Origin of the sequence: Roseixanthobacter finlandensis (genome assembly GCF_043195105.2) — a bacterium.
In the GTDB taxonomy this organism is placed as follows: domain Bacteria; phylum Pseudomonadota; class Alphaproteobacteria; order Rhizobiales; family Xanthobacteraceae; genus NCEH01.
In genome coordinates this window covers 2,589,027-2,608,160 of the sequence record NZ_CM195536.1, presented here as the reverse complement: position 1 = coordinate 2,608,160, position 19,134 = coordinate 2,589,027, and the positions used below count along the sequence as shown (strand labels likewise).

17 protein-coding genes are annotated in these 19,134 nt (G+C 66.5%); 11 read left to right on the top strand and 6 right to left on the bottom strand.

The window, feature by feature from the left end; translation table 11 throughout:
* Nucleotides 1-2: 2 nt before the first annotated feature.
* Nucleotides 3-1,190 carry an MFS transporter gene (locus V5G24_RS12155; RefSeq protein ID WP_394082352.1) on the top strand — a complete coding sequence of 396 codons (1,188 nt, stop codon included), beginning with the start codon at nucleotides 3-5 and terminating at the stop codon, nucleotides 1,188-1,190.
* Here V5G24_RS12155 and dgcA read toward each other — a convergent pair.
* Nucleotides 1,142-2,119, bottom strand: coding sequence for an N-acetyl-D-Glu racemase DgcA (dgcA, locus tag V5G24_RS12150; RefSeq protein ID WP_394082354.1), 978 nt, complete (start codon nucleotides 2,117-2,119; stop codon nucleotides 1,142-1,144). The two genes, V5G24_RS12155 and dgcA, sit on opposite strands and share 49 nt — an antisense overlap.
* 195 nt (nucleotides 2,120-2,314) lie before the next feature.
* Between dgcA and V5G24_RS12145 the strand changes: the two genes are divergently transcribed.
* The 4 genes from V5G24_RS12145 to V5G24_RS12130 are packed head-to-tail and all read left to right on the top strand — an operon-like array spanning nucleotide 2,315 to nucleotide 5,785.
* Nucleotides 2,315-3,394 carry an ABC transporter permease gene (locus tag V5G24_RS12145; RefSeq protein ID WP_394083072.1) on the top strand — a complete coding sequence of 360 codons (1,080 nt, stop codon included), beginning with the start codon at nucleotides 2,315-2,317 and terminating at the stop codon, nucleotides 3,392-3,394.
* A 6-nt stretch (nucleotides 3,395-3,400) separates the two neighbouring features.
* Nucleotides 3,401-4,219 (top strand): ABC transporter ATP-binding protein, encoded by an 819-nt coding sequence (locus V5G24_RS12140; protein ID WP_394082356.1) that lies wholly within the window; start codon nucleotides 3,401-3,403, stop codon nucleotides 4,217-4,219.
* Nucleotides 4,220-4,234: 15 nt separating this feature from the next.
* Nucleotides 4,235-5,155: an MlaD family protein gene (locus V5G24_RS12135; protein ID WP_394082358.1), complete on the top strand. Its 921-nt coding sequence runs from the start codon at nucleotides 4,235-4,237 to the stop codon at nucleotides 5,153-5,155.
* Between the two features lie 24 nt (nucleotides 5,156-5,179).
* A complete protein-coding gene (locus V5G24_RS12130) occupies nucleotides 5,180-5,785 on the top strand; it encodes an ABC-type transport auxiliary lipoprotein family protein (RefSeq protein WP_394082360.1) in 606 nt (201 codons plus the stop codon).
* Nucleotides 5,786-5,976: 191 nt separating this feature from the next.
* On the opposite strand, the gene V5G24_RS12125 is transcribed toward V5G24_RS12130, so the two are convergent.
* Nucleotides 5,977-11,298 (bottom strand): apolipoprotein A-IV repeat region-like domain-containing protein, encoded by a 5,322-nt coding sequence (locus V5G24_RS12125; RefSeq protein ID WP_394082362.1) that lies wholly within the window; start codon nucleotides 11,296-11,298, stop codon nucleotides 5,977-5,979.
* Nucleotides 11,299-11,592: 294 nt separating this feature from the next.
* On the opposite strand from V5G24_RS12125, the gene V5G24_RS12120 reads away from it, so the two are divergent.
* From V5G24_RS12120 to V5G24_RS12110, 3 genes are all read left to right on the top strand, one after another.
* A complete protein-coding gene (locus V5G24_RS12120; protein WP_394071801.1) occupies nucleotides 11,593-11,913 on the top strand; it encodes a 2Fe-2S iron-sulfur cluster-binding protein in 321 nt (106 codons plus the stop codon).
* A 121-nt stretch (nucleotides 11,914-12,034) separates the two neighbouring features.
* On the top strand, nucleotides 12,035-12,904 hold the full coding sequence (murI, locus tag V5G24_RS12115) for a glutamate racemase (RefSeq protein ID WP_394082364.1): 870 nt from the start codon (nucleotides 12,035-12,037) through the stop codon (nucleotides 12,902-12,904).
* Between the two features lie 21 nt (nucleotides 12,905-12,925).
* Complete coding sequence (locus tag V5G24_RS12110) at nucleotides 12,926-14,170, top strand: lytic murein transglycosylase (RefSeq protein WP_394082366.1); 1,245 nt, start codon at nucleotides 12,926-12,928, stop codon at nucleotides 14,168-14,170.
* Here V5G24_RS12110 and V5G24_RS12105 read toward each other — a convergent pair.
* Nucleotides 14,125-14,880 carry a type 1 glutamine amidotransferase gene (locus tag V5G24_RS12105; protein WP_394082368.1) on the bottom strand — a complete coding sequence of 252 codons (756 nt, stop codon included), beginning with the start codon at nucleotides 14,878-14,880 and terminating at the stop codon, nucleotides 14,125-14,127. The genes V5G24_RS12110 and V5G24_RS12105 overlap by 46 nt on opposite strands.
* Before the next feature lie 281 nt (nucleotides 14,881-15,161).
* On the opposite strand from V5G24_RS12105, the gene rpsD reads away from it, so the two are divergent.
* Nucleotides 15,162-15,779, top strand: coding sequence for a 30S ribosomal protein S4 (rpsD, locus tag V5G24_RS12100; protein ID WP_394012340.1), 618 nt, complete (start codon nucleotides 15,162-15,164; stop codon nucleotides 15,777-15,779).
* 117 nt (nucleotides 15,780-15,896) lie between these two features.
* Here rpsD and V5G24_RS12095 read toward each other — a convergent pair whose 3' ends face one another.
* From V5G24_RS12095 to V5G24_RS12085, 3 genes are all read right to left on the bottom strand, one after another.
* Nucleotides 15,897-16,589, bottom strand: coding sequence for an MgtC/SapB family protein (locus V5G24_RS12095; RefSeq protein WP_394082370.1), 693 nt, complete (start codon nucleotides 16,587-16,589; stop codon nucleotides 15,897-15,899).
* Between the two features lie 57 nt (nucleotides 16,590-16,646).
* Complete coding sequence (locus tag V5G24_RS12090; RefSeq protein WP_394082372.1) at nucleotides 16,647-17,105, bottom strand: SH3 domain-containing protein; 459 nt, start codon at nucleotides 17,103-17,105, stop codon at nucleotides 16,647-16,649.
* A gap of 163 nt (nucleotides 17,106-17,268) precedes the next feature.
* Nucleotides 17,269-17,592 carry a DUF1476 domain-containing protein gene (locus tag V5G24_RS12085; RefSeq protein ID WP_348848101.1) on the bottom strand — a complete coding sequence of 108 codons (324 nt, stop codon included), beginning with the start codon at nucleotides 17,590-17,592 and terminating at the stop codon, nucleotides 17,269-17,271.
* A gap of 260 nt (nucleotides 17,593-17,852) precedes the next feature.
* Between V5G24_RS12085 and purC the strand changes: the two genes are divergently transcribed.
* Together purC and purS are read left to right on the top strand one after the other, a co-directional pair.
* Nucleotides 17,853-18,647 (top strand): phosphoribosylaminoimidazolesuccinocarboxamide synthase, encoded by a 795-nt coding sequence (gene purC, locus V5G24_RS12080; protein ID WP_348848140.1) that lies wholly within the window; start codon nucleotides 17,853-17,855, stop codon nucleotides 18,645-18,647.
* 71 nt (nucleotides 18,648-18,718) lie between these two features.
* Nucleotides 18,719-18,961 carry a phosphoribosylformylglycinamidine synthase subunit PurS gene (gene purS / locus V5G24_RS12075; RefSeq protein ID WP_394043361.1) on the top strand — a complete coding sequence of 81 codons (243 nt, stop codon included), beginning with the start codon at nucleotides 18,719-18,721 and terminating at the stop codon, nucleotides 18,959-18,961.
* The last annotated feature ends 173 nt before the right edge of the window (nucleotides 18,962-19,134 follow it).

Below are 19,134 nucleotides of genomic sequence, written 5' to 3'. Positions count from 1 at the left end.
GGATGAGAAAAGGCGAGGAGGACGCGCGGCCGGTTCAGCTGACCTTGGCCTGCGCCTTCGGCGCCCTCTATTTTTCCCTCGGCATCTACATGCCGTTTTTTTCGCTCTGGCTCATCGCTCGCGGGCTCGATCCCGATGAAATCGGCGTGGCGCTTGCCGTGCCGCTGGTCACCCGCCTGATCGCGACGCCCATTCTCGGCCTGCTCTCGGACCGGATCGGGCGGCCCAAGGCGATCCTGATGTGGCTCGCCCTTGCTTCGAGCCTCATGATGGGTGCGCTCGCCTTCAGTCACGGCACCTTGGCCATTTACGTGGTGCTTGGCATCACGGCCATGGCCTGGAACCCGTCCTTCTCGTTGCTGGATGCCTATGCGACCCGGCAGGCCCGGCGCGGGGCGGTGGATTACGGCCGCAGCCGCCTCTGGGGCTCGGCGGCCTTCGTTTGCGCCAATCTGCTGGGCGGGCTGCTGGTGGCGCAGGCCGGTGCGGGCATCGTGGTGGTGCTCATGATCGCCGGGCAGGTCGCCTTGTTCGCCGGCACTTTGGCGCTGCCGGAATTGAAGCGTCCACCCGAAGCGGCGGCCTTGGGCCTTCCGCGCTTGCGGGTGCCGCCGGTCCTGATCGCCGGCATCGCCGCCGCCGCGCTGGTTCAGGCGAGCCATGCGACGCTTTATGCCTTCGGCTCGCTACATTGGGCGGCGACCGGCATTTCGCTCACCACCATTGGCGCTCTGTGGGCGATCGGCGTCGGGGCGGAAATCGTGTTCTTCCGGTTTGGAACGCGGGCGGTCTCCCGCCTCGGGCCCTTGAACCTGATCGCGCTCGGCGGGCTGGCGGCGGTGATCCGCTTTGCGTCCTATGCGTACAATCCGCCGCTGCCGATGCTGGTGGTGCTGCAATTGCTGCACGGCGCGACGTTCGGCGCGACCTATCTCGGCATGGTGGAGCTTGTGGCCCGCACGACGCCGGAGCACCGGGCGGCAGGCACCCAATCCATCGCGGCCTGGGCGGTCAGCCTCACCTTGTCCGGGGCGAGCGCGGCGGCGGGCGCGTTCTGGACCGAATATGGCGCGCTCTGCTTCCTGGCGTCCGCGGTGCTGGGCGGCCTCGGCGGCGTGCTTGCCCTCGGCACCCTCTGGCTTCAGCCCCAGAGCGCGGGGGCGGGCGGAAAGGCGCGGGCGCCCTCATAGCGCAAGCCCGGTTCGCGATCGCGTGCCAGCAGCAGCGGCCCGTCCAGATCCACCACCTGCGCCAGCTGCGCCACCAGCATGGCCGGCGCCATGGCGAGCGAGGAGGCGAGCATGCAGCCGACCATCAGGGTGAAGCCCTGCGCCTTCGCGGCCCCGGCGAGCGCAAGCGCCTCGGTGAGGCCGCCGGTCTTGTCGAGCTTGATGTTTACCGCATCATAGCGCGTGCGCAGCTCCGCCAGCCCGGCGCGGTCATGCACGCTCTCATCGGCGCAGATCGGCACGACATGGGCGACGCGGGCCAGGGCTGCGTCATCGTCCGCCGGAAGGGGTTGCTCGATCAATTCCACCCCCGCCCGCGCGCAGGCCTCGAGATTCGTGACGAGGTCGTCCGTGCTCCAGCTCTCGTTGGCATCGACGATCAGCCGGGCGCCGGGCACCGCCGCCCGGACGGCGGCGATCCGTTCCACATCGCCGGCGCCGCCGAACTTCAGCTTGAGCAGGGGCCGCCCGGCCGCCGCCGCCGCTTTGGCCATGGCGGCGGGCGTGTCGAGGCTCAGCGTAAAAGCCGTCGTCAAAGGCGCGGGCGAGGGGAGGCCGGCGAGGATATGCGCCGGAACGCCCGCCTGCTTCGCTTCCAGGTCCCAGAACGCGCAATCGAGCGCATTGCGCGCCGCACCGGCGGGCAGGCGAGTCTGCAGGCCGGTGCGATCCAGCCCCGCGTCAAGCTCCGGCGCCAGGGCCCGCAGGGCATTCGCGACGCCCTCGACGGTTTCGCCATAACGCGCATAGGGCACGCATTCCCCGCGCCCCACATGGCCCCCATGCCGCAGCTGCGCGGCCACCACAACCGCTTCGGTCTTCGAGCCGCGGGAAATGGTGAAGGTTCCCGCGATGGGAAAGCGCTCGATCTCGACCGTGAGGGATGGCATATTTCGTTAACGCTGTGGGCCTGTTGAAGGAACGGCCGGACCACCGGCCGAAGGGTCGGCGATTTTGCACCCTCGACGCGGTTCGGCGGGCCGAGTATGACCATGGTGCTGCGCACACTCAAGCGCGCTCGTTTTCCGGAGACCTGAGTGGCCAACGCCTCGCTCCTCGATGTCACGCCCGCCGATGGCCGCCTGATGGTGGTGGGGCGCGGCCTCTGGACATCGGACCGGGCGGACGATCTCGAACATCTCGTGGACGAGGCCACCAGCGCGCATCCTCGCGCCGGCAATGTGGACATCGACCTTTCCGGCATCGAGCGCATGGACACGTTCGGTGCCCTGCTGCTGGAGCGCCTGCGCCGCGCCTGGGCGGTGGATGGTGTGGAGCCCGAGGTGCGCGGCCTGAAGCGCCGGTACCGGGTGCTGCTCGAAGAGATGAAACGCACCGGGCTCGAGCCCCAGCCGCCGGTGCGGCCGCACGATTCGATCCTCGAGCGAATTGGCCGCGAAGTGGTGTCGATCTCCATCGATGCCATGGCCTTGCTGAATTTTATCGGCGCCTCCATCGCAGCCGGGGTGCGCATGACGGGCCGTCCGCGCACGTTTCGCTTCACCTCCATGGTCAATCAGGTCGATCGCGTGGGCTTCCGCGCGGTGCCGATCATCATCCTCATCACCTTCCTGATCGGCTGCATTCTCGCCCAGCAGGGTATCTTCCATTTTCGCCGGTTCGGCGCCGACATCTATGTGGTCGACATGGTGGGCGTGCTGGTGCTGCGCGAACTTGGCGTGCTGATCGTGTCCATCATGATCGCCGGGCGTTCCGGCAGCGCCTATACCGCCGAACTCGGCTCCATGCGCATGCGCGAGGAGGTGGACGCCCTGCGCGTGATGGGCTTCGACCCGGTCGAAATCCTGGTGGTGCCCCGCATCCTGGCCCTGATCATCGCCTTGCCGCTGCTCACCTTCATTGGTTCCATGTCGGCGCTCGTCGGAGGCGGGCTGGTGGCGTGGACCTACGGCGGCATCGCGCCGGACGTGTTCATCGACCGCCTGAAGGACGCGATCTCCATTGATCATTTCCTTGTGGGCATGATCAAGGCGCCGTTCATGGCCGCGGTGATCGGCCTTGTGGCGTGCCTGGAAGGGCTGAGCGTGGGCGGCAGCGCCGAATCGCTCGGCAATCACACCACCAAGTCCGTGGTGCAGTCGATCTTCCTCGTGATCGTCATGGACGGCGTGTTCGCGATGTTCTTCGCCTCGATCGACATGTGAGGCCCGATGAACACCACCACGCTTGAAATGCGGCGCAGCGGCCTTCAGGAGATGGAGGGCTATCGCGAACCCATCATCCGAGTGCGCGACCTCGTGGTGGGCTTCGGCGACCGAATCATTCTCGATCACCTCAGCCTCGACATCCTGCGCGGCGAGATTCTCGGCTTCGTCGGCACCTCCGGCGGCGGCAAATCGGTGCTCACGCGCACCATTCTCGGCCTGGTGCCGAAGCGCTCCGGCCATGTGGAGGTGTTCGGGCACGACATCGACACATTGAGCGAAGCCGAACGTTCCGCCATGGAGCGGCGCTGGGGCGTGCTGTTCCAGCAGGGGGCGCTGTTTTCCTCGCTGACGGTGAAGCAGAACATCCAGTTTCCGCTGCGGGAGAATCTCAAGCTTTCCCAGCGCATGATGGACGACATCGCCTATGCGAAGATCGAGATGGTCGGTCTGAAGTGCGATGTGGGGGAGAAATTGCCGTCGGAGCTTTCCGGCGGCATGATCAAGCGTGCGGCGCTTGCGCGCTCGCTTGCGCTGGATCCGGAAATCCTGTTCCTCGACGAACCCACGTCCGGCCTCGATCCGATCGGGGCCGGCGACTTCGACGAGCTCATCCAAACCCTTCAGCAGACTTTGGGCCTGACCGTTTTCATGGTAACGCACGATCTGGACAGTCTGCACACGGTCTGCGATCGCATCGCAGCCCTCGCGGATGGCAAAGTTATCGCCCAGGGCACGATCGAGACGATGATGGAAGCGCAGCATCCGTGGCTGCGGGCGTATTTTCACGGAACGCGCGCCCGCGCGGTTCAGGCGAAACGGTGAGGTGGGAAGGTAAGGATGGAAACCCGTGCCAACTACACCACCATAGGCGCGTTTACCCTGATCGTGATCGTTGCCGCGTTCGCCTTCGTCTATTGGTTTGCGCGCCCGCAGGATTCCGAAGGGCGCAAGACCTATGAGATCGTCTATTCCGGCACCGTGAGCGGGTTGCGGCAGGGCAATAATGTGCTGTTCAACGGCATCCCCGTCGGACAGGTGCTGCAATTGGGACTGGTGCCCGGAGCCCCCGACGAGGTTCTGGTGCGTGTCGGTGTTCAGCCCAATGTGCCGATCCTGGCGGATGCGCGCGCCACCCTCGAATCGCAGGGCCTCACCGGCATCGTGGCGGTGAGCATTCGCGGCGGTGAGGCCAATGCGGCGCCGCTTCCCATCGGCCCCAACGGTTTCCCCCGCATCGAGGCCGAAGGCGGCAGCGGCATGGCCAGCCTGATCGAGACCGTGCAAGGCGTGGCGCGGCGCGTGAACGCGGTGCTGGAAGCCATCGACCCGCAGAAAGTGGCGGCCATCGTCGCCAATGTGGACACCTTCACCAAGGCGGTTTCGGACAAGTCCGAGGATGTGGGCTCGTTGCTGAAGCGCGTGAACGATCTGTCCGGCCAGTTGAACGATCTCGCCAACAAGGCCGACAGCGTGCTCGACAATCTCAAGCGCGCCACCGGTGACAAGGACGGGATGGTGCAGCAGGTGTCCGACGCCGCCGCCTCGGTCCGCCGCCTTTCCGACAATCTGGATAAGCGCACCGCCGATCTGGCCGGCCAGATCGAGAAATTCACCGGGCCTGGCCTGCGCCAATATGAGGCGCTGGCCACGGACGGGCGTCGCACGCTTTCGGAAATCGAGCGCGTCTTCAAGAATCTGGAGCGCAATCCCCGCCAGTTCATCTTCGGCGGCAGTTCCGTTCCAGAATACAGGCGGTGAGCCGTGATGATCCGCGAGCCAAGGGTGAGTAAATTGTCCCTTTCTCCGCGCCTCCCCGTGCGGCCGCTGCTGGCCTTGATGGCAGCGCTGGCGCTGGCGGCCTGTGCGTCCGCCCCGGTTCCGACATTCGATCTCTCCGCCCCCGGCAATTTCACCGCGCGGGGCGCGGGCAGCGGGCAGATGGTGGTCCCGATCCCCACGGCCCTGGCCGCGCTCGACACCGAAAAGATCCTGGTGGAACCGGCACCGGGCCAGATCACCTATCTCGCCGATGCACAATGGGGCGATCGCCTGCCGGCGCTGCTCCAGGCCCGGATGATCCAGGCGTTCGAGAACGGCAGCAAGCTGCGCCGCGTCGCGCGTCCGGGGGACGGGATCACGGCGGAATATCAGCTCAATATCGACATCCGCACCTTTGGCGTGCGGGTGGAGAACGGCACCTCCACCGCGGTCGTGGAGCTGTCCGCGAAGATCATCGGCAATGCCGCCGGCCGCATCCTCGCGGCGCAGGTGTTCTCGGCCCGCGTGCCGGTCGCGACCGTCAATGGCGCCACCGTGGCGGCAGCGTTGGATGCCGCATCCAACCAGGTTCTGGTCGAGATCGTCCGCTGGGCCTCCGTGCGCTTCTGAGCGCACGCTTTCACTTTTCTCTCTTTGCCGTCATCCCGCCGGACCGATCCGCCCCGGCGGGATAGGCCGCGCGCGGCGCCGCCCCGTCCCTTAGGACGCGCCCCCCACAGACCTCGCCCCCGCCGTACCCGACATGAAAAAGGGCGGAATCGCTCCCGCCCTTTGATGTCTTCATCTGGGTTCGGCTGGCGTCAGTCGAAGCGCCCCGCGGCATGGGCCAGCATGGTGTAGACCTTGCCGGTATCCGAGGTGAGATAGGTCTTGGTGAGGACATTGCCCCGGTCGTCTGCCGCCACCTGATCGAGCAGGCGCTCGAATTCGGCCACATAGCGGTCCACGATCTCGTGGAATTCGGCGTCGGAGCGATATTTGCGGCGCAGTTCCTCGAAAGTCTGCTGACCCTGCATCGTATAGAGCTTGCGCGTGAACACGTTGCGCTCGCCGCGCTTGTAGCGTTCCCACAGCTCCACCGCCGCCTGGTGATCGATCATGCGGGCGATATCGACCGAGAGCGAATCCAGCGACTCGATGGTGTGATGGTGGGGCCGGTCACGGGCTGGGCGCGGGGCGGGACGCACCGGCTCCGGCTTCGGGTCCAGCTTGGCTTCCGCCAGATCTCCGGACGCGCGCGCCAGAAGCTCGGAGAGCCAGCCTTCGCGGGTCGTGTCCTCGTTCTCGCGCTGTTGCGGCGCGCGGGTGGCGGGGCGGGGGTCCTGCGCCCGCTCGGGTGCGGGTTCCGGCCGGCGGGATGCCGGGCGGCGGTTCGGCTCGAACGGACCGACCGGGACACTTGGCGGCTCGGAGCGCGTGCGGGCCGGCGGCACGGGCTCGGGGCGTGCCTCGCGCGGGGCCTCGCGGACCGGCTCGCGGCGCGCTTCGCGCACGGCGGTGTCGCGCACGGTGGTGTCGCGGCCGATGGGATCGCGCGAGGCGCCAACGGGTGCATTCTCCCGGGCGATGACGCGGCCGGCGGGCGCGGCCACATCGGCGGACTGGCCCTGCCGCGCCACGATTTCGTTCAGCTCCGCCAGCGCCTTGATCTGCTCGGCCACGGCGCGCCGCATGGTGGCGGCGCTGGCCTCGGTCTCGGCCGGCAGTTCGAGAATGCCGCGCTTCATTTCCTCGCGCGCCAGCTCGATGGACTGTTGAACTTCCTGCGCCGCACCCTTGAGTTCGCGGGCGACATCGTTGAAGCGGCGGCCGGTATCCTCGAACAGGCCGTTCACGTCGGTCAGCGCGGATTGGTAGGTGCTGGTCAGCGCCTGCATCATGCGCTCGCGCTCGGCATCCGAACTGGTGCGCATGCGCTCCATCTGGCTTTCCAACGCCTTGGAGGAACTGCTGGCCGAATCCGCGACGATGGCGGCGATTTCCCGGGCCCGCTTCTGTGCGGTCTGGAGCGATTGTTCCAGCGTGCCGTGGAAGCCCTGAAGCCGGTCGTCGAGATCCTGCACGCGCTCGGTGAGGGAGGCGGCCAGCTGCTCGATGGCCACGCGCCGGTTGGTGAGGGTCTGGTCCACCTGTTCGTGGCTCTGCCCCAGCGTCTCGGACGCGGCGCGCACCAGGCGGCCCTGTTCCTCGAAGCGGGTGGTGAGGCCGGCGATATCCTTCAAGGCGCCCTGGGTGAGGGTCCGCAGGGTCTGAACCTGCGCATCCATCTGCCCCAGCGTCGCGCTCGCCGCATCGCCCATCAGCCCCACGGAGCTTTCGAGCGCCTTCACCTGATCGGCAAAGCCGCCCTCGAACTGGGTCAGCGAGGCCACCACATTGCCCATGGCCTGCTGGAAGGTGCCGTTGGCGGTGTTGAGCCGCTCCACGATGCCTTCCACGTCGGCCTGGAGCGTGCCGTGGGTGGAGGAAATCTGCGCGACCGCGCTCTCGCCGGTGGTCCGCAGCGCGGTGACGAAGCTGTCGCTCTTGGAGTCGATGAGATCGCCGATCTCGTTGAGGCGTGCGCCGAGAATGGCCGAAACGCTGTCGGCCTGGAGCGAAAGGCCCCGCCCGACATTGTCCGCCAACTGCACCAGATTGCGCTCCACCGTACCGGCTTCGCTCGACATCTGGCTGGTGACGGCCTCCACGCGGCTGGCGAGGCTTTCCGCGACGGCGAGGCCGCGCTGTTCCAGCCCCTCGGTCACCTCGGCCAGGCGGCCGGTCACCAAATCCTCAATGCGCGCCACACGGCCGTCGAGCATGGCGGCGATTTCATCCGCCCGCGTGCCGATGGTGCGGCTCGCAAAGTTCGCGCGCTCGCCCACCATGTCGCTGAGGGCGCGGCTGCGCGTCGCGAAGAAGGAGTCGAGCTGGTTGAGCGACTGGTCGAGCGCCGCATTGGTGGCGTCCGTGCCTTCGGCGAGAGCCTGGGTGATATGGGCGGTGCGCGCGGCCACCTTCTCGGCGATGCTGTCGGCCCGTTCGCCGAAGAAGGCATCCAGGGATTCGAGCGACTGGTCGAGCGCCGCGCTGGTGGAGCGGGTGCCTTCGGTGAGCGTGCGGGCGATCTCCGCGGTGCGTGTCGTCAGCGTGTCGCTCAGAGTCTCCGAGCGCTGGTTGAAGAAGACTTCCAGTGTATCGAGCGACTGTTCCACAGCCGCGTGGGTGGCGCGGGTGCCCTCGCTCAAGGCGCGGGTGATTTCCGTGGTGCGGCTCGCCAATTCCCCGGTGAGGGTCTGGCTGCCCTGGGCGAACAGGCCGTTGAGCGTCTCCAGCGATTGTTCGACCGCCGCCTTGGTGGTGCGCGTGCCCTCGGCGATCGCACGGTCGATCTGGCTGGCGCGGCTGTCCAATGCATCGGTGAGGCTCTGGCCGCGCTCGGCGAACAGGCCGTTGAGCGTCTCGAGCGAGCGTTCCACCGCCGCGTGGGTCGAGCGAGTGCCCTCGGCGATCAGGCGGTCGATCTCGCTGGTGCGGTTGTCCAGCGCGTCGGTCAGGCTCTGGCCGCGCTGGGCGAGCATGTCGTTCAGCGTTTCGAGCGAGCGTTCCACCTCCGCGTGGGTCGAGCGGGCGCTTTCCGCGATGGTGCCGCTGATCTCGCTGGTCCGGTTCGCCAGTTCCTCGCTGAGCGCCTGGGTGCGCTCGGTGAAGAAGGTATCGAGGGTCGACAGGGTGCCGTCGAGCGCGACCTGGCTGGAGCGCGTGCCGTCCGCGAGCAGCTTGGTGATCTCGGCGGTCCGGTCGGCAAGGGCGTCGGTCAGGCTTTCGGCGCGCGCGTCGATGGTCTGGGTGATGCGGGCCACGCGCTCATCCAGGCTTGCCGTTGCCGTCTGGGCGGCCGCGCCGAAGCGCTCGTCCATGGTGTCGAGCGTGCCGCGCAGGGTCACATTGAGGGCGTCCACCTGATTGGCGATGCCGTCCACCAGCGCCGGCGCATGTTCACGGAGCGCGCTGTCGAAGGTGCTGACGCCATCCCGCACGGCCCGGGCCATCAGCGTGCTGTCGCGCCCGATGCGCTCGGCGAGCTCGCCGCCGCGCACCGTGATGGTTTCGTCCAGCGCCTTCAGGCGTCCGTCGAGCATGTCCTCGATGGCTTCGCTCTTGGCGGTGATGGTGGTGACCAGCAGATCGGCGGTTTCGCCGAAGGCCTGCGTCACCTTGCTGCCGCGCGCGCCGATGGCCTCGGTGACCTCGGTGCCGACGGCGCCGAGGCGGTCGGTCATGTCGGTTCCGGCGCGGGTGAGGGATTCGGCGATCTCGTCGCCCTTCTGCACCAGCGATGCGGTCACTTGGACTCCGCTCCGCTCCAGGGCCTGGGCCAGCCGGTCGCCGGTGTCGGCAAGGCGATCCTGCAGCGCGTCGCTCTGGGTGGCGATGGTTTCGTGGATGCGGTTGCCGGTGGTCTCGATGCGGTCGGCGAAATCGCCGCCGTGGAGCGAGATGGTCTCGGCCACGCGGGCGCCGGTCTCTTCGAGCTTGCGCACGATGTCGCCGCCGCGGGTGGAGAATTCAAGTGCCATGGTGTCGCCGGTACGCCGCAGCGTCTCCGTCACGTCGCCGACGCGCTGGGCGATGTCCTCGGTGATCTGGGCGCTGTTGGCGGTGAGGGTCTCGGCGATCACGGTGCGGGTGGATTCGACGCCGGAATAGACCTCGTCGCTCCAGCGGGAGACCAGAAGGGAGACTTCCGTGGTCGCCGACATCAGCGAGGCGCTGAGATCGTCGGTCCGCGTCTTGAGCGTGGTTTCGAGCTTCTCGCTGGCCTGGGTCAGGTCGGCGCGCAATTCCGTGCCGGTCATCTGGAGGCGGTCGATCACCTCGTTGCTCTTGGCATGGATGCCGTCGGCCACCGTGTCGCCGACACGGGTGAGGGTGTCGACCATCTGCTCGCCCTTTTCGGCGAACATCTCGCTGGTGCGGTCGGCGGCCGCGAAGATGTTCTCCTGCATGCGGTCGGCGGTATCGTTCATGTCCGCCACGCGCGCCGCCATGTCGGCGTTGAGGCGGGCGCTGTTGGCCGCGAGCGTGTCGGCGATCACGGTCCGCGTGTTCTCGACATTGGTGCTGACGTCCTCGCTCCAGCGGGAAATCATGCTGGCGAGTTCGCCGCTGGAGCTGAGAAGGCTCGCGTTCAATTCCTCGGTGCGGCTCTTGAGCGCGCCTTCCAGCTTTTCGCTGGACCGGGTGAGGTTGTCGAGGATTTCCCCGCCGCGCTGGCTGAACACGTCGGTGACGCGCTCGGCGGCGGTGAGCACGCCGCTTTCCACCCGGTCGGCGATGTCCTTGATGTCGGTGGACAGCAGGCTGTCGGCATCCATGATGCCTTCGCGCAGCCGGTCGGTGTGGATCAGGATGTTCTGCCGCTCGGCCTGAAGCTCCTCGATCAGGTTGCGGATCCGGATCTCATTGCCTTCATAGGCCCGCTCCAGGATCGAAACCTCGTTGCGGACCACGGCTTCCAGCTCGGCGGCGCGGGCCACCGCGCGGTCGAGACCCTCGCCCATGGCCGCGACTTCGCGGCGCACCGCCTGGCCGACCGACACCACTGCGTCGGTGCCGAGCGATTCCGGCTGCGCGAGGCGCAGGGCTACTTCCGTCATCGAACGGGCGATCAACTGCAGGTCGCGCGAGCGGCGCACCATCGCGGCCATGGCGAAGAAGGCGAGGGGCGGGAGGATCACGCCCGCGAGGATCGTCAGGAGCGCGGGAGACGCGAGAATGGCGTTGATGCCGCTCGCCTCGGCGAAGGCGGTGGAATGGGAGGCGAAGGCATAGGCGATGCCGAAGACGATCCACACCACCGAGGCCGCAAGCGCCCACCAGAGCGGCGCAGCCGAGGAGCGGCGCTGCAACTGGCTGAGCAATTGACCCACCGTCTGACGATCATCGTTGGCGGCGCGCCGGCCGGCGACATCGACCCTTGGACGACGTCCGGGCGACCTTCCGTCCCGCGCTGGCGGGGCCGGCCGCTCGTCCGTGGGAGGGGCAACCTCCGTCTCGTCGAGGGGCAGGGTCAACGCCTCCTGGATCGCCGAGAGGGCGGCCTCCGTGGGATCCTGGATCTTCTTCGGGGTCTTCATGGTGGCCGTTCGCCTCTGTCGCGGGGATGGATGCGCACGCACGTCCATCGTCCGAACTTCGCTCGAAATCGTCGGGTCGCGGTCAGCAAGCGCTTTCCAGAACCAGACGGTTTACCTTACCTTATCTTAACTATGACCGGGTGGTGATTGGAACCATGCCCGGCCACACATATGAAGATATCGTTAACAAGCGCGCCGTCTTAGGTCTGGCCTTGCAGATCGGCGGCGGTTATAGCCGCCCCAGCGGGCGTGCACGCCGCGGCCTGCTGCGGAACCTGTGAGACTGAGCGAGACATGCCGCGCATTACATTCGTTTCCTTCGATGGTGTCGCCCGCACCTTCACTGCGCCGGAAGGCAGTACCGCCATGGAGGTGGCTGTCCGGCATCTCGTGCCCGGCATCGACGCGGAGTGCGGCGGCGCCTGTTCCTGTGCCACCTGCCATGTCTATGTGGACGAAGCATGGCGCGCGGCGGTGGGGGAGCCGCAGGGCATGGAAGAGGACATGCTCGATTTTGCCCGCGACGTGCGCCCGACCTCACGCCTGTCCTGCCAGATCGTGCTGGATGCGAAGCTCGACGGGCTGGTCCTGCACACCCCCGAATTCCAGGGCTGACGTGGCCCCGGCGGCTTTGTGGGCCCGCGCCATGGTGGACTGACGGCGCCGGTGCGCGCGCCGCTCATCCTTCTTTTACGTCTCAAGGCCACAATATCGCCCGGGGCGACGAGGATACACCATGGCAAAAGTCACCGCTTCGGCCGAGAGATATGCTGCCGTGCCGTCCTTGAGTTTTCATCCGCCGACTATCCTGGTGTTCGATTCCGGGCTTGGTGGCCTGTCCGTGTTCCGTGAGATCACCCGGCTGCGGCCGGACGCCCATTATGTGTATGCGGCGGACGATGCCGGGTTCCCATATGGCGCCCTCAGCGATTCAGCCCTTTCGGGCCGAGTCTGCGACGTGATGGACGACCTGTTGCCGGCGGTGCGCCCCGATATCGTGGTGGTCGCGTGCAACACCGCCTCCACCTTGGCCTTGCCGGTTCTGCGGGCGCGCTATGGCGTGCCCTTTGTCGGCACCGTGCCCGCCATCAAGCCGGCCTGCGCCGCCTCCGTGTCGCGGCGGGTGAGCGTGCTCGCGACGCCCGGCACCGTGCGGCGCGACTATACGAGCGCCCTGATCCGCGAATTCGCCAGTTCCTGCCAGGTAGCCCTGGTGCCGAGCGAGCGGCTGGCCGGCCTCGCCGAATCCCTCATCCAGGGCATTCCGGTGGACGACGCCGACATCCGCGCGGAGATCGCGCCCTGCTTCGTGCGTGACGCGGGTGGGCGCACCGACACCGTGGTTCTGGCCTGCACCCATTATCCGCTGATCCTCGACCAGCTGCGCCGGCTCGCGCCCTGGCCCGTCGCCTGGGTCGATCCCGCGGAAGCGATCGCGCGGCGGGTCGTATCGCTGCTCGGCCCCACGGCCTTTGCCAGCAGTCCAAGCCCGGTTCGCCTCATCTCCACGGGCCGCGCGCTGGATGCGACGCTGGTCGGCGCGCTCGTTCAGCGCCGGGTCGAGATGCCGGAGATTTTGCCCACGCGGCTGGCTGTGGCATCCTAGCCGTCAATCAGGAACACCATTGTGAGCCTCAAGCTGGACCGCCGCACCTTTACGACGGGCCTGATCGGCGCAGGTCTCGCAGGTGTCCTTGCGTCACCTTCGCTGGCGCAAAGCGCGGCCCAGCCGTTTGCCGTCTGGGTGCAGAAATTTCGCGCCCGCGCCCAGGCGCGCGGCATTTCCGACCAGGTCTATGACCGCGTGTTCGCCGAGGTGGTGCCGGACAAGAGCGTCTACGCCCAGGATCGCTCGCAGCCGGAATTCCAGGAGGAAACCTGGCAATATCTCAACCGCCGTGTCTCCGACTGGCGCATCGCCACCGGCAAGAAGCGGGCGGCGGAATATGCGGCGCTGCTCGGGCGGATCGAGGCCGATTTCGGGGTCGATCGCCGCATCATGCTCGGCTATTGGGGCATGGAATCGGCGTTCGGCGACGTGGTCGAAAATCCCAAGCACATGAAGCCGGTGTTCAATTCGCTCTCGGCCCTGGCCTGGGGCGAACCGCGCCGGCGCAAATATTGGGAGACCGAGCTTCTGAACGCGCTGGTGATCGTCCAGCGCGGCTGGGGCACGCCGAGCGAAATGGTCGGCTCCTGGGCCGGCGCCATGGGACATACCCAGTGGATGCCGGAAGTCTGGCTGAACATGGGCGTGGATTATGACGGCAACGGCCGCATCTCGCCGTTCGGCAAGCCCGACGATGCCTTGGCCGGCACCGCCAATTATATCCTGAAGCGTGGCAAATACCGGCGTGGGGAGCCGTGGGGCTTCGAGGCGCGTCTTCCGGCCGGCTTCGCCATGGCGCAGGCCGACGGCAAGACCACGCGCACCCTTGCCGGCTGGGGCGGGCTCGGCGCCACCACCATCGATGGCCAGTCGCTCGCCGGCTATGACGACAAGGCGCGGCTCTGGCTGCCCGGCGGCCCCGGCGGGCCGGCGCTGCTGCTGCTGCATAATTTCTATGCCGTGCGCTCCTATAACCCCTCGTCCAATTATGCCCTCGCAGTGGTGCATCTCGGCGACCGGGTGATGGGGGAGGGGCCTTTCGAAACCCTCTGGCCCGGCGGGGAGCGTCCTTTGACCTTGCCGGAGATCCAGGAGACCCAGCAGCGCCTCACCGCGATCGGCTTCAACACCGGCGGCACCGACGGACGGGTGGGGCAGGACACCATGCGCGCGGTGCGCGGTTTCCAGCAGAAGGTCGGCCTCTCGCCGGCGGACGGCTATCCGGGGATCGCCGTGCTGGAGGCGCTGCGCAGGGCGCGGTGAGCTTCCACCACCGCGCGGAAATTGCGATATAGCCGTTCGGCCTCCGCCTTGAAGAGTGGCAGGAGGTGCGCGACATCCTGCTCCAGGATCGCCTGCCCACCTTCGCCGGTGAGGCTTTCGAGCGCACAGCGATATTCGTCGATAACGCCCCATTCGGGGACCGTCTCTTCCGTCAGTTCCACGTGATACTGGATGCCGAAGGCGGTTGCCCCCACTTGCAGGGCCTGAATGGGGCAATGAGCATTGTTGGCGAGCACGATCGCCCCTTCGGGCGGCGCGGTGACGGCGGCGCCGTGCCATTGCAGGGTTGGAAAGCGCACCGCCATGCCCGCGAACAAAGGCGAGGCCGCGCCGGCCGGCGTGAGCGCCACGTCGCGAACCCCGACTTCCGGCGTGACCATCAGGTCCACGGTGCCGCCCAGGGCATCCGCCAGCAATTGATGGCCGAAACAGATGCCGAGATAGGGGCGGCCCGCGCGCACCCAGTCGCGGATCGCCTGTTTTTCGGCGATGAGCCAGGGATGTTCCTGTTCCTGCCACACGTCCATGGGGCCGCCGAGCACCATGAGCGCGTCATAGGGCGCGAGATCGGGAACGGCTTCCCCTGCGTCCAGCTCGACCGCGTCCCATTGAACACCGTCGGCATCCATGAACTCGCGAAAACTGCCAGGGTGCTCGGCGGCGGCGTGCTGAAAGACCAGGATCTTCATGTCGGCGCATTCCCGTGGCGGTGTTGCTGCGTTGCAAAATATGATGGGTGCGGGCGCCGGCAAAGCACCATGCGTTGACAACGCCCCCATCTGCGACTAGAAGCCCCGTTCTCGCTGGGTGAGCAATCCCCCGGCGGGAAGGCTATTTGGCGTTTCACGCACCCGTGGACCTTCGGCAGCGCGCCGCAGGACCTGTCAGTGGATTTCGAACCTGTTCGAAAGCCGCAGAGGAGGGGTCGCGATCCAAACCCAATGAAAACGAAACTAAGGATCCGCGTTACATGAGCAAGCGCATTGCGGCGAAGCATAAGATCGATCGCCGTATGGGTGAAAACATTTGGGGCCGCCCGAAGAGCCCCGTGAATCGCCGCGAATACGGCCCCGGCCAGCACGGCCAGCGCCGCAAGGGCAAGCTTTCGGACTTCGGCGTGCAGCTGCGCGCCAAGCAGAAGCTGAAGGGCTATTATGGCTCCATCGGTGAGAAGCAATTCTACGCCGTGTATGTGGAAGCCTCCCGCCTCAAGGGCGACACCGGCGCCAATCTGATCGGCCTGCTCGAGCGTCGCCTCGATGCGGTGGTCTATCGCGCGAAGTTCGTCCCCACCGTGTTCGCCGCCCGCCAGTTCGTGAGCCACGGCCACGTCAAGGTGAACGGCCGCCGCGTCAACATCCCGTCCTACCTGGTGAAGGTCGGCGACGTGATCGAGGTGAAGGATTCCTCCAAGCAGCTCGCTCTGGTGCTGGAAGCTTCCCAGCTCGCCGAGCGCGACGTGCCGGACTTCCTGGAAGTCGACCACAACAAGATGGCTGCCACCTTCGTGCGCATCCCCGAGCTCAATGAAGTGCCGTACCCGGTGCAGATGGAGCCCAATCTGGTCGTCGAATTCTATTCGCGCTGATCGAAACCGATCGCGAGATTTTGGGAAAGGCCGCCCTCGGGCGGCCTTTTCTGTTTTGAGTTCCCCTTCCAGGGGGCGCCGCGCGCGCCTCAGGTTCCAGCGGGGCGCCGCGCGCCCTCAGGCTTCCCAGTCCAGCTGGAGCACGCCGGGCTTGGCGCTCAAGACCTCCAGCATGGGCGGCAGGTCGTGGACGCTGCGCGCGCTCCACCACAATCGATAATGCAGTTCTCGCTGTCCGCTGACGGGTTCGATTCGTAGGGAATACTGACGCACGCGCATGGCGTCCTTCGCCAGCAAGGCGCGCACGCTGGCTTCCGAGGGCCCGTCGCGGCCGAGCACGAGGCCGAGTTTCACCGGGTGCTCGCGGCGCATCGCGTCTTCGAGATATTTCAGGCCCAGCAAGGTGAGGAGCCCGAGGGCGAGCCCCAGGGCGCCGAGCTCGAATTGACCGGCACCGAAGCACAGCCCCAAGACGGTCACGTACCAGAGGCTCGCGGCTGTCGTCACGCCGAGGGTGAGGCCGCCGCGGCGCAGCACCGCCCCTGCGCCGATGAAGCCGACGCCGGTGAGGATTCCAAGCGGCAGGCGCATGACATCGGTCTGCACGAAGGAATCGGGGGACTTGCCGTCGAGGGTCAGCATGAGGTTTGCGCTGATCATGGCGATGCAGGCCGCAAGCCCGACCATGATATTGGTGCGCAGTCCCGCGGCGCGTTTCGGTGAACTGCGATCAAGCCCAATCAGCCCGCAGGCGACAAAGGTGCAGGCGAGCCGCAGGGCGATATCCATCCAGTCCGGGTGCAACGGCATGACGGTCTCCCGTGATAACGGGACCATCATAAGCCCATCCCGCTGCGTCCGAACCGCCTACCAGGACCAGACGCCGAAGCCGATATAGGGGCCGGGCGCCGGGGGCGGCCCGTAGAAGCGGGGCGGGGGAGGGTAGAACAGCACCGGCGGCGGCGCGGCATAGACCAGCGGCGCCGTGGGCGGCGCGATCACGATGGCCGGCGCGACCGGCACCGGGGACGGGCCGGGAACCACCACAACGGGACCGGGCTGGATATAAGGCGGGGGGCCGTCGAAGCCGAGATAGGCCGCCGACACATAGGCCGGACCGCGCCAGCTGATGTTGCACCAGGCCGGTGTGCAGCTGAGGACCTGCACGTTCATGCCGCGCACCAGGCTGCCGATGACCGCATAATTCGTGCCCGGGCCGGCGCGGACGTTCAGATCGCCCAGCACCATCGCCGAATCGGCCCGCGCGATGGAAACCGGCGCGGCGACACCGAGCACGGCGACCAGGATGGAAATCCACGCCTTCATGATTCACGCTCCAACATTGCGCGCCGCGGCACCTTGCTCCGCCGAGACGGCGGTTGGCCGACAGCCGGGGAGCATCCGGTCCGTTGGGACGGGCTGCTCCCCATTTGCATCGGGAACACTGCGTGAAGCTTGCACCTCAGCTGGAAGCGCAAAGAGGGAAGGCTTAGCCTTCCGAACGCACTTCCAGTACGGCCTGGGCAAGGAACTCGTCCATGTTCCTGCGAATCTGGTGCTCGGAGACCTCGACGCCCTTGGCATCGAAATCGGTCCGCAGCTTGCGATAGACGTCTTCGTCGCCATGCTCTTCGAGATCGGCGACGACCACTTCCTTGGCATAGGCCTGCGCGTCTTCCTCGGACAGGCCGAGCTTTTCCGCGGCCCATAGGCCGAGCAGCTTGTTGCGCCGCGCCACCGCCTTGAAGCGGATCTCTTCGTCGAGCGCGAATCGCTTTTCGAACCCCTCCTCGCGCTTGTCGAACGTCGTCATGGCAGCCCTCATCTTGACGTTTCCGTGACCGGGGATCGCTCATATCCGAACGTCACCGTCGCGGCCCTTGAATATAGGCGCTGCCTTCCCAGATCAATGTGACGCAACGGACCGGGACGGCTCATTGAGCCTTGCAGACCCAATACGTTGTATCTGGCGCGCCAATCGGCTAGTGTTCGATCAGGCGCGTTCTGTGCTGCGAAACAGCCCCAGCGCGCCCCGCCAAGGAGCGTCACCGAAAACGGAGCCTTGGCAAACCCATGGATTTCCTCAATCGACGGTATACACCCATGAGCCGCCGCCGCCGCATTTACGAAGGCAAGGCGAAGGTCCTCTATGAAGGCCCCGAGCCTGGAACACTCATCCAGCACTTTAAGGATGATGCCACCGCCTTCAACGCTAAAAAGCACGAAGTGATTGACGGCAAGGGTGTGCTGAACAACCGCATCTCCGAGTATATCTTCTCGCGGTTGAACGACATCGGCGTGCCCACGCACTTCATTCGCCGTTTGAACATGCGTGAGCAGCTCATCCGCGAGGTGGAGATCATCCCGCTGGAGATCGTTGTGCGCAACGTCGCCGCCGGCTCGCTGTCCACCCGCCTGGGCATCGAGGAAGGCACCGCGCTGCCGCGTTCGATCATCGAATTCTACTACAAGAACGACGCGCTGAACGATCCGCTGGTTTCCGAGGAGCATGTCACGGCTTTCGGGTGGGCGACCACCCAGGAGATCGACGACATCATCGCTCTAGCGATCCGCGTGAACGATTTCCTCTCCGGCCTGTTCCTCGGGGTCGGGATTCGCCTGGTCGATTTCAAGATGGAATGCGGCCGGCTGTGGGAAAACGACATGATGCGCATTGTCGTTGCTGACGAGATCAGCCCCGATTCCTGCCGTCTGTGGGATGTGAAGTCGAGCGACAAGCTCGACAAGGACCGGTTCCGCCGCGACATGGGCGGGCTGGTGGAAGCCTATACCGAGGTCGCGCGCCGGCTCGGCATCATCGCCGAGAACGAGCCGATCCAGGGAACTGGACCGGTCCTCGTCAAGTGAGCTTGTGACCTTTGACCCTAGCTGCTACGCGGGGGCCGAAAGGCCCCCGCTTCTGTTGTGAGTGATGTTCCATGAAGGCGCGCGTTATCGTCACGCTGAAATCCGCAGTGCTCGATCCCCAGGGAAAGGCCATCGAGGGCGCGTTGCGTTCGCTCGGCGTCTCCGGTGTGCAGAGCGTGCGGCAGGGCAAGGTTTTCGACGTGGAACTGGCCGGCAACGACCGGACCTCCGCCGAAGGGGCCTTGAAGGAGGCGTGCGACCGCCTGCTCGCCAACACCGTGATCGAGACCTATAAGGTCGAGTTCGCAGAGTGAGAGCGTTTGTTGTCGTCATCGCTCGCCTTGGACGCGAGTGCAGGACTCAACAGGGGACCCAACGGGGGATTCATGGCCGATCTTCCCATCGCCCGCCGCCGCGAATGCCAGCGCGTGCCGACCGGCCCAGCGGCGGCTCTGGCGGGCTTGGTTTCGTGTCCCCATATTGAATT

What these genes read in the sequence shown, in the direction of transcription:
- V5G24_RS12145 (WP_394083072.1), top strand. Translation starts at nt 2,315, where the DNA reads ATGGTGGTGGGGCGCGGCCTCTGGACATCGGACCGGGCGGACGATCTC.
- V5G24_RS12135 (WP_394082358.1), top strand. Translation starts at nt 4,235, where the DNA reads ATGGAAACCCGTGCCAACTACACCACCATAGGCGCGTTTACCCTGATC.
- murI (WP_394082364.1), top strand. Translation starts at nt 12,035, where the DNA reads ATGGCAAAAGTCACCGCTTCGGCCGAGAGATATGCTGCCGTGCCGTCC.
- V5G24_RS12140 (WP_394082356.1), top strand. Translation starts at nt 3,401, where the DNA reads ATGAACACCACCACGCTTGAAATGCGGCGCAGCGGCCTTCAGGAGATG.
- V5G24_RS12090 (WP_394082372.1), bottom strand. Translation starts at nt 17,105, where the DNA reads ATGAAGGCGTGGATTTCCATCCTGGTCGCCGTGCTCGGTGTCGCCGCG.
- V5G24_RS12155 (WP_394082352.1), top strand. Translation starts at nt 3, where the DNA reads ATGAGAAAAGGCGAGGAGGACGCGCGGCCGGTTCAGCTGACCTTGGCC.
- V5G24_RS12120 (WP_394071801.1), top strand. Translation starts at nt 11,593, where the DNA reads ATGCCGCGCATTACATTCGTTTCCTTCGATGGTGTCGCCCGCACCTTC.
- purC (WP_348848140.1), top strand. Translation starts at nt 17,853, where the DNA reads ATGGATTTCCTCAATCGACGGTATACACCCATGAGCCGCCGCCGCCGC.
- V5G24_RS12085 (WP_348848101.1), bottom strand. Translation starts at nt 17,592, where the DNA reads ATGACGACGTTCGACAAGCGCGAGGAGGGGTTCGAAAAGCGATTCGCG.
- V5G24_RS12125 (WP_394082362.1), bottom strand. Translation starts at nt 11,298, where the DNA reads ATGAAGACCCCGAAGAAGATCCAGGATCCCACGGAGGCCGCCCTCTCG.
- purS (WP_394043361.1), top strand. Translation starts at nt 18,719, where the DNA reads ATGAAGGCGCGCGTTATCGTCACGCTGAAATCCGCAGTGCTCGATCCC.
- rpsD (WP_394012340.1), top strand. Translation starts at nt 15,162, where the DNA reads ATGAGCAAGCGCATTGCGGCGAAGCATAAGATCGATCGCCGTATGGGT.
- V5G24_RS12105 (WP_394082368.1), bottom strand. Translation starts at nt 14,880, where the DNA reads ATGAAGATCCTGGTCTTTCAGCACGCCGCCGCCGAGCACCCTGGCAGT.
- V5G24_RS12095 (WP_394082370.1), bottom strand. Translation starts at nt 16,589, where the DNA reads ATGCCGTTGCACCCGGACTGGATGGATATCGCCCTGCGGCTCGCCTGC.
- dgcA (WP_394082354.1), bottom strand. Translation starts at nt 2,119, where the DNA reads ATGCCATCCCTCACGGTCGAGATCGAGCGCTTTCCCATCGCGGGAACC.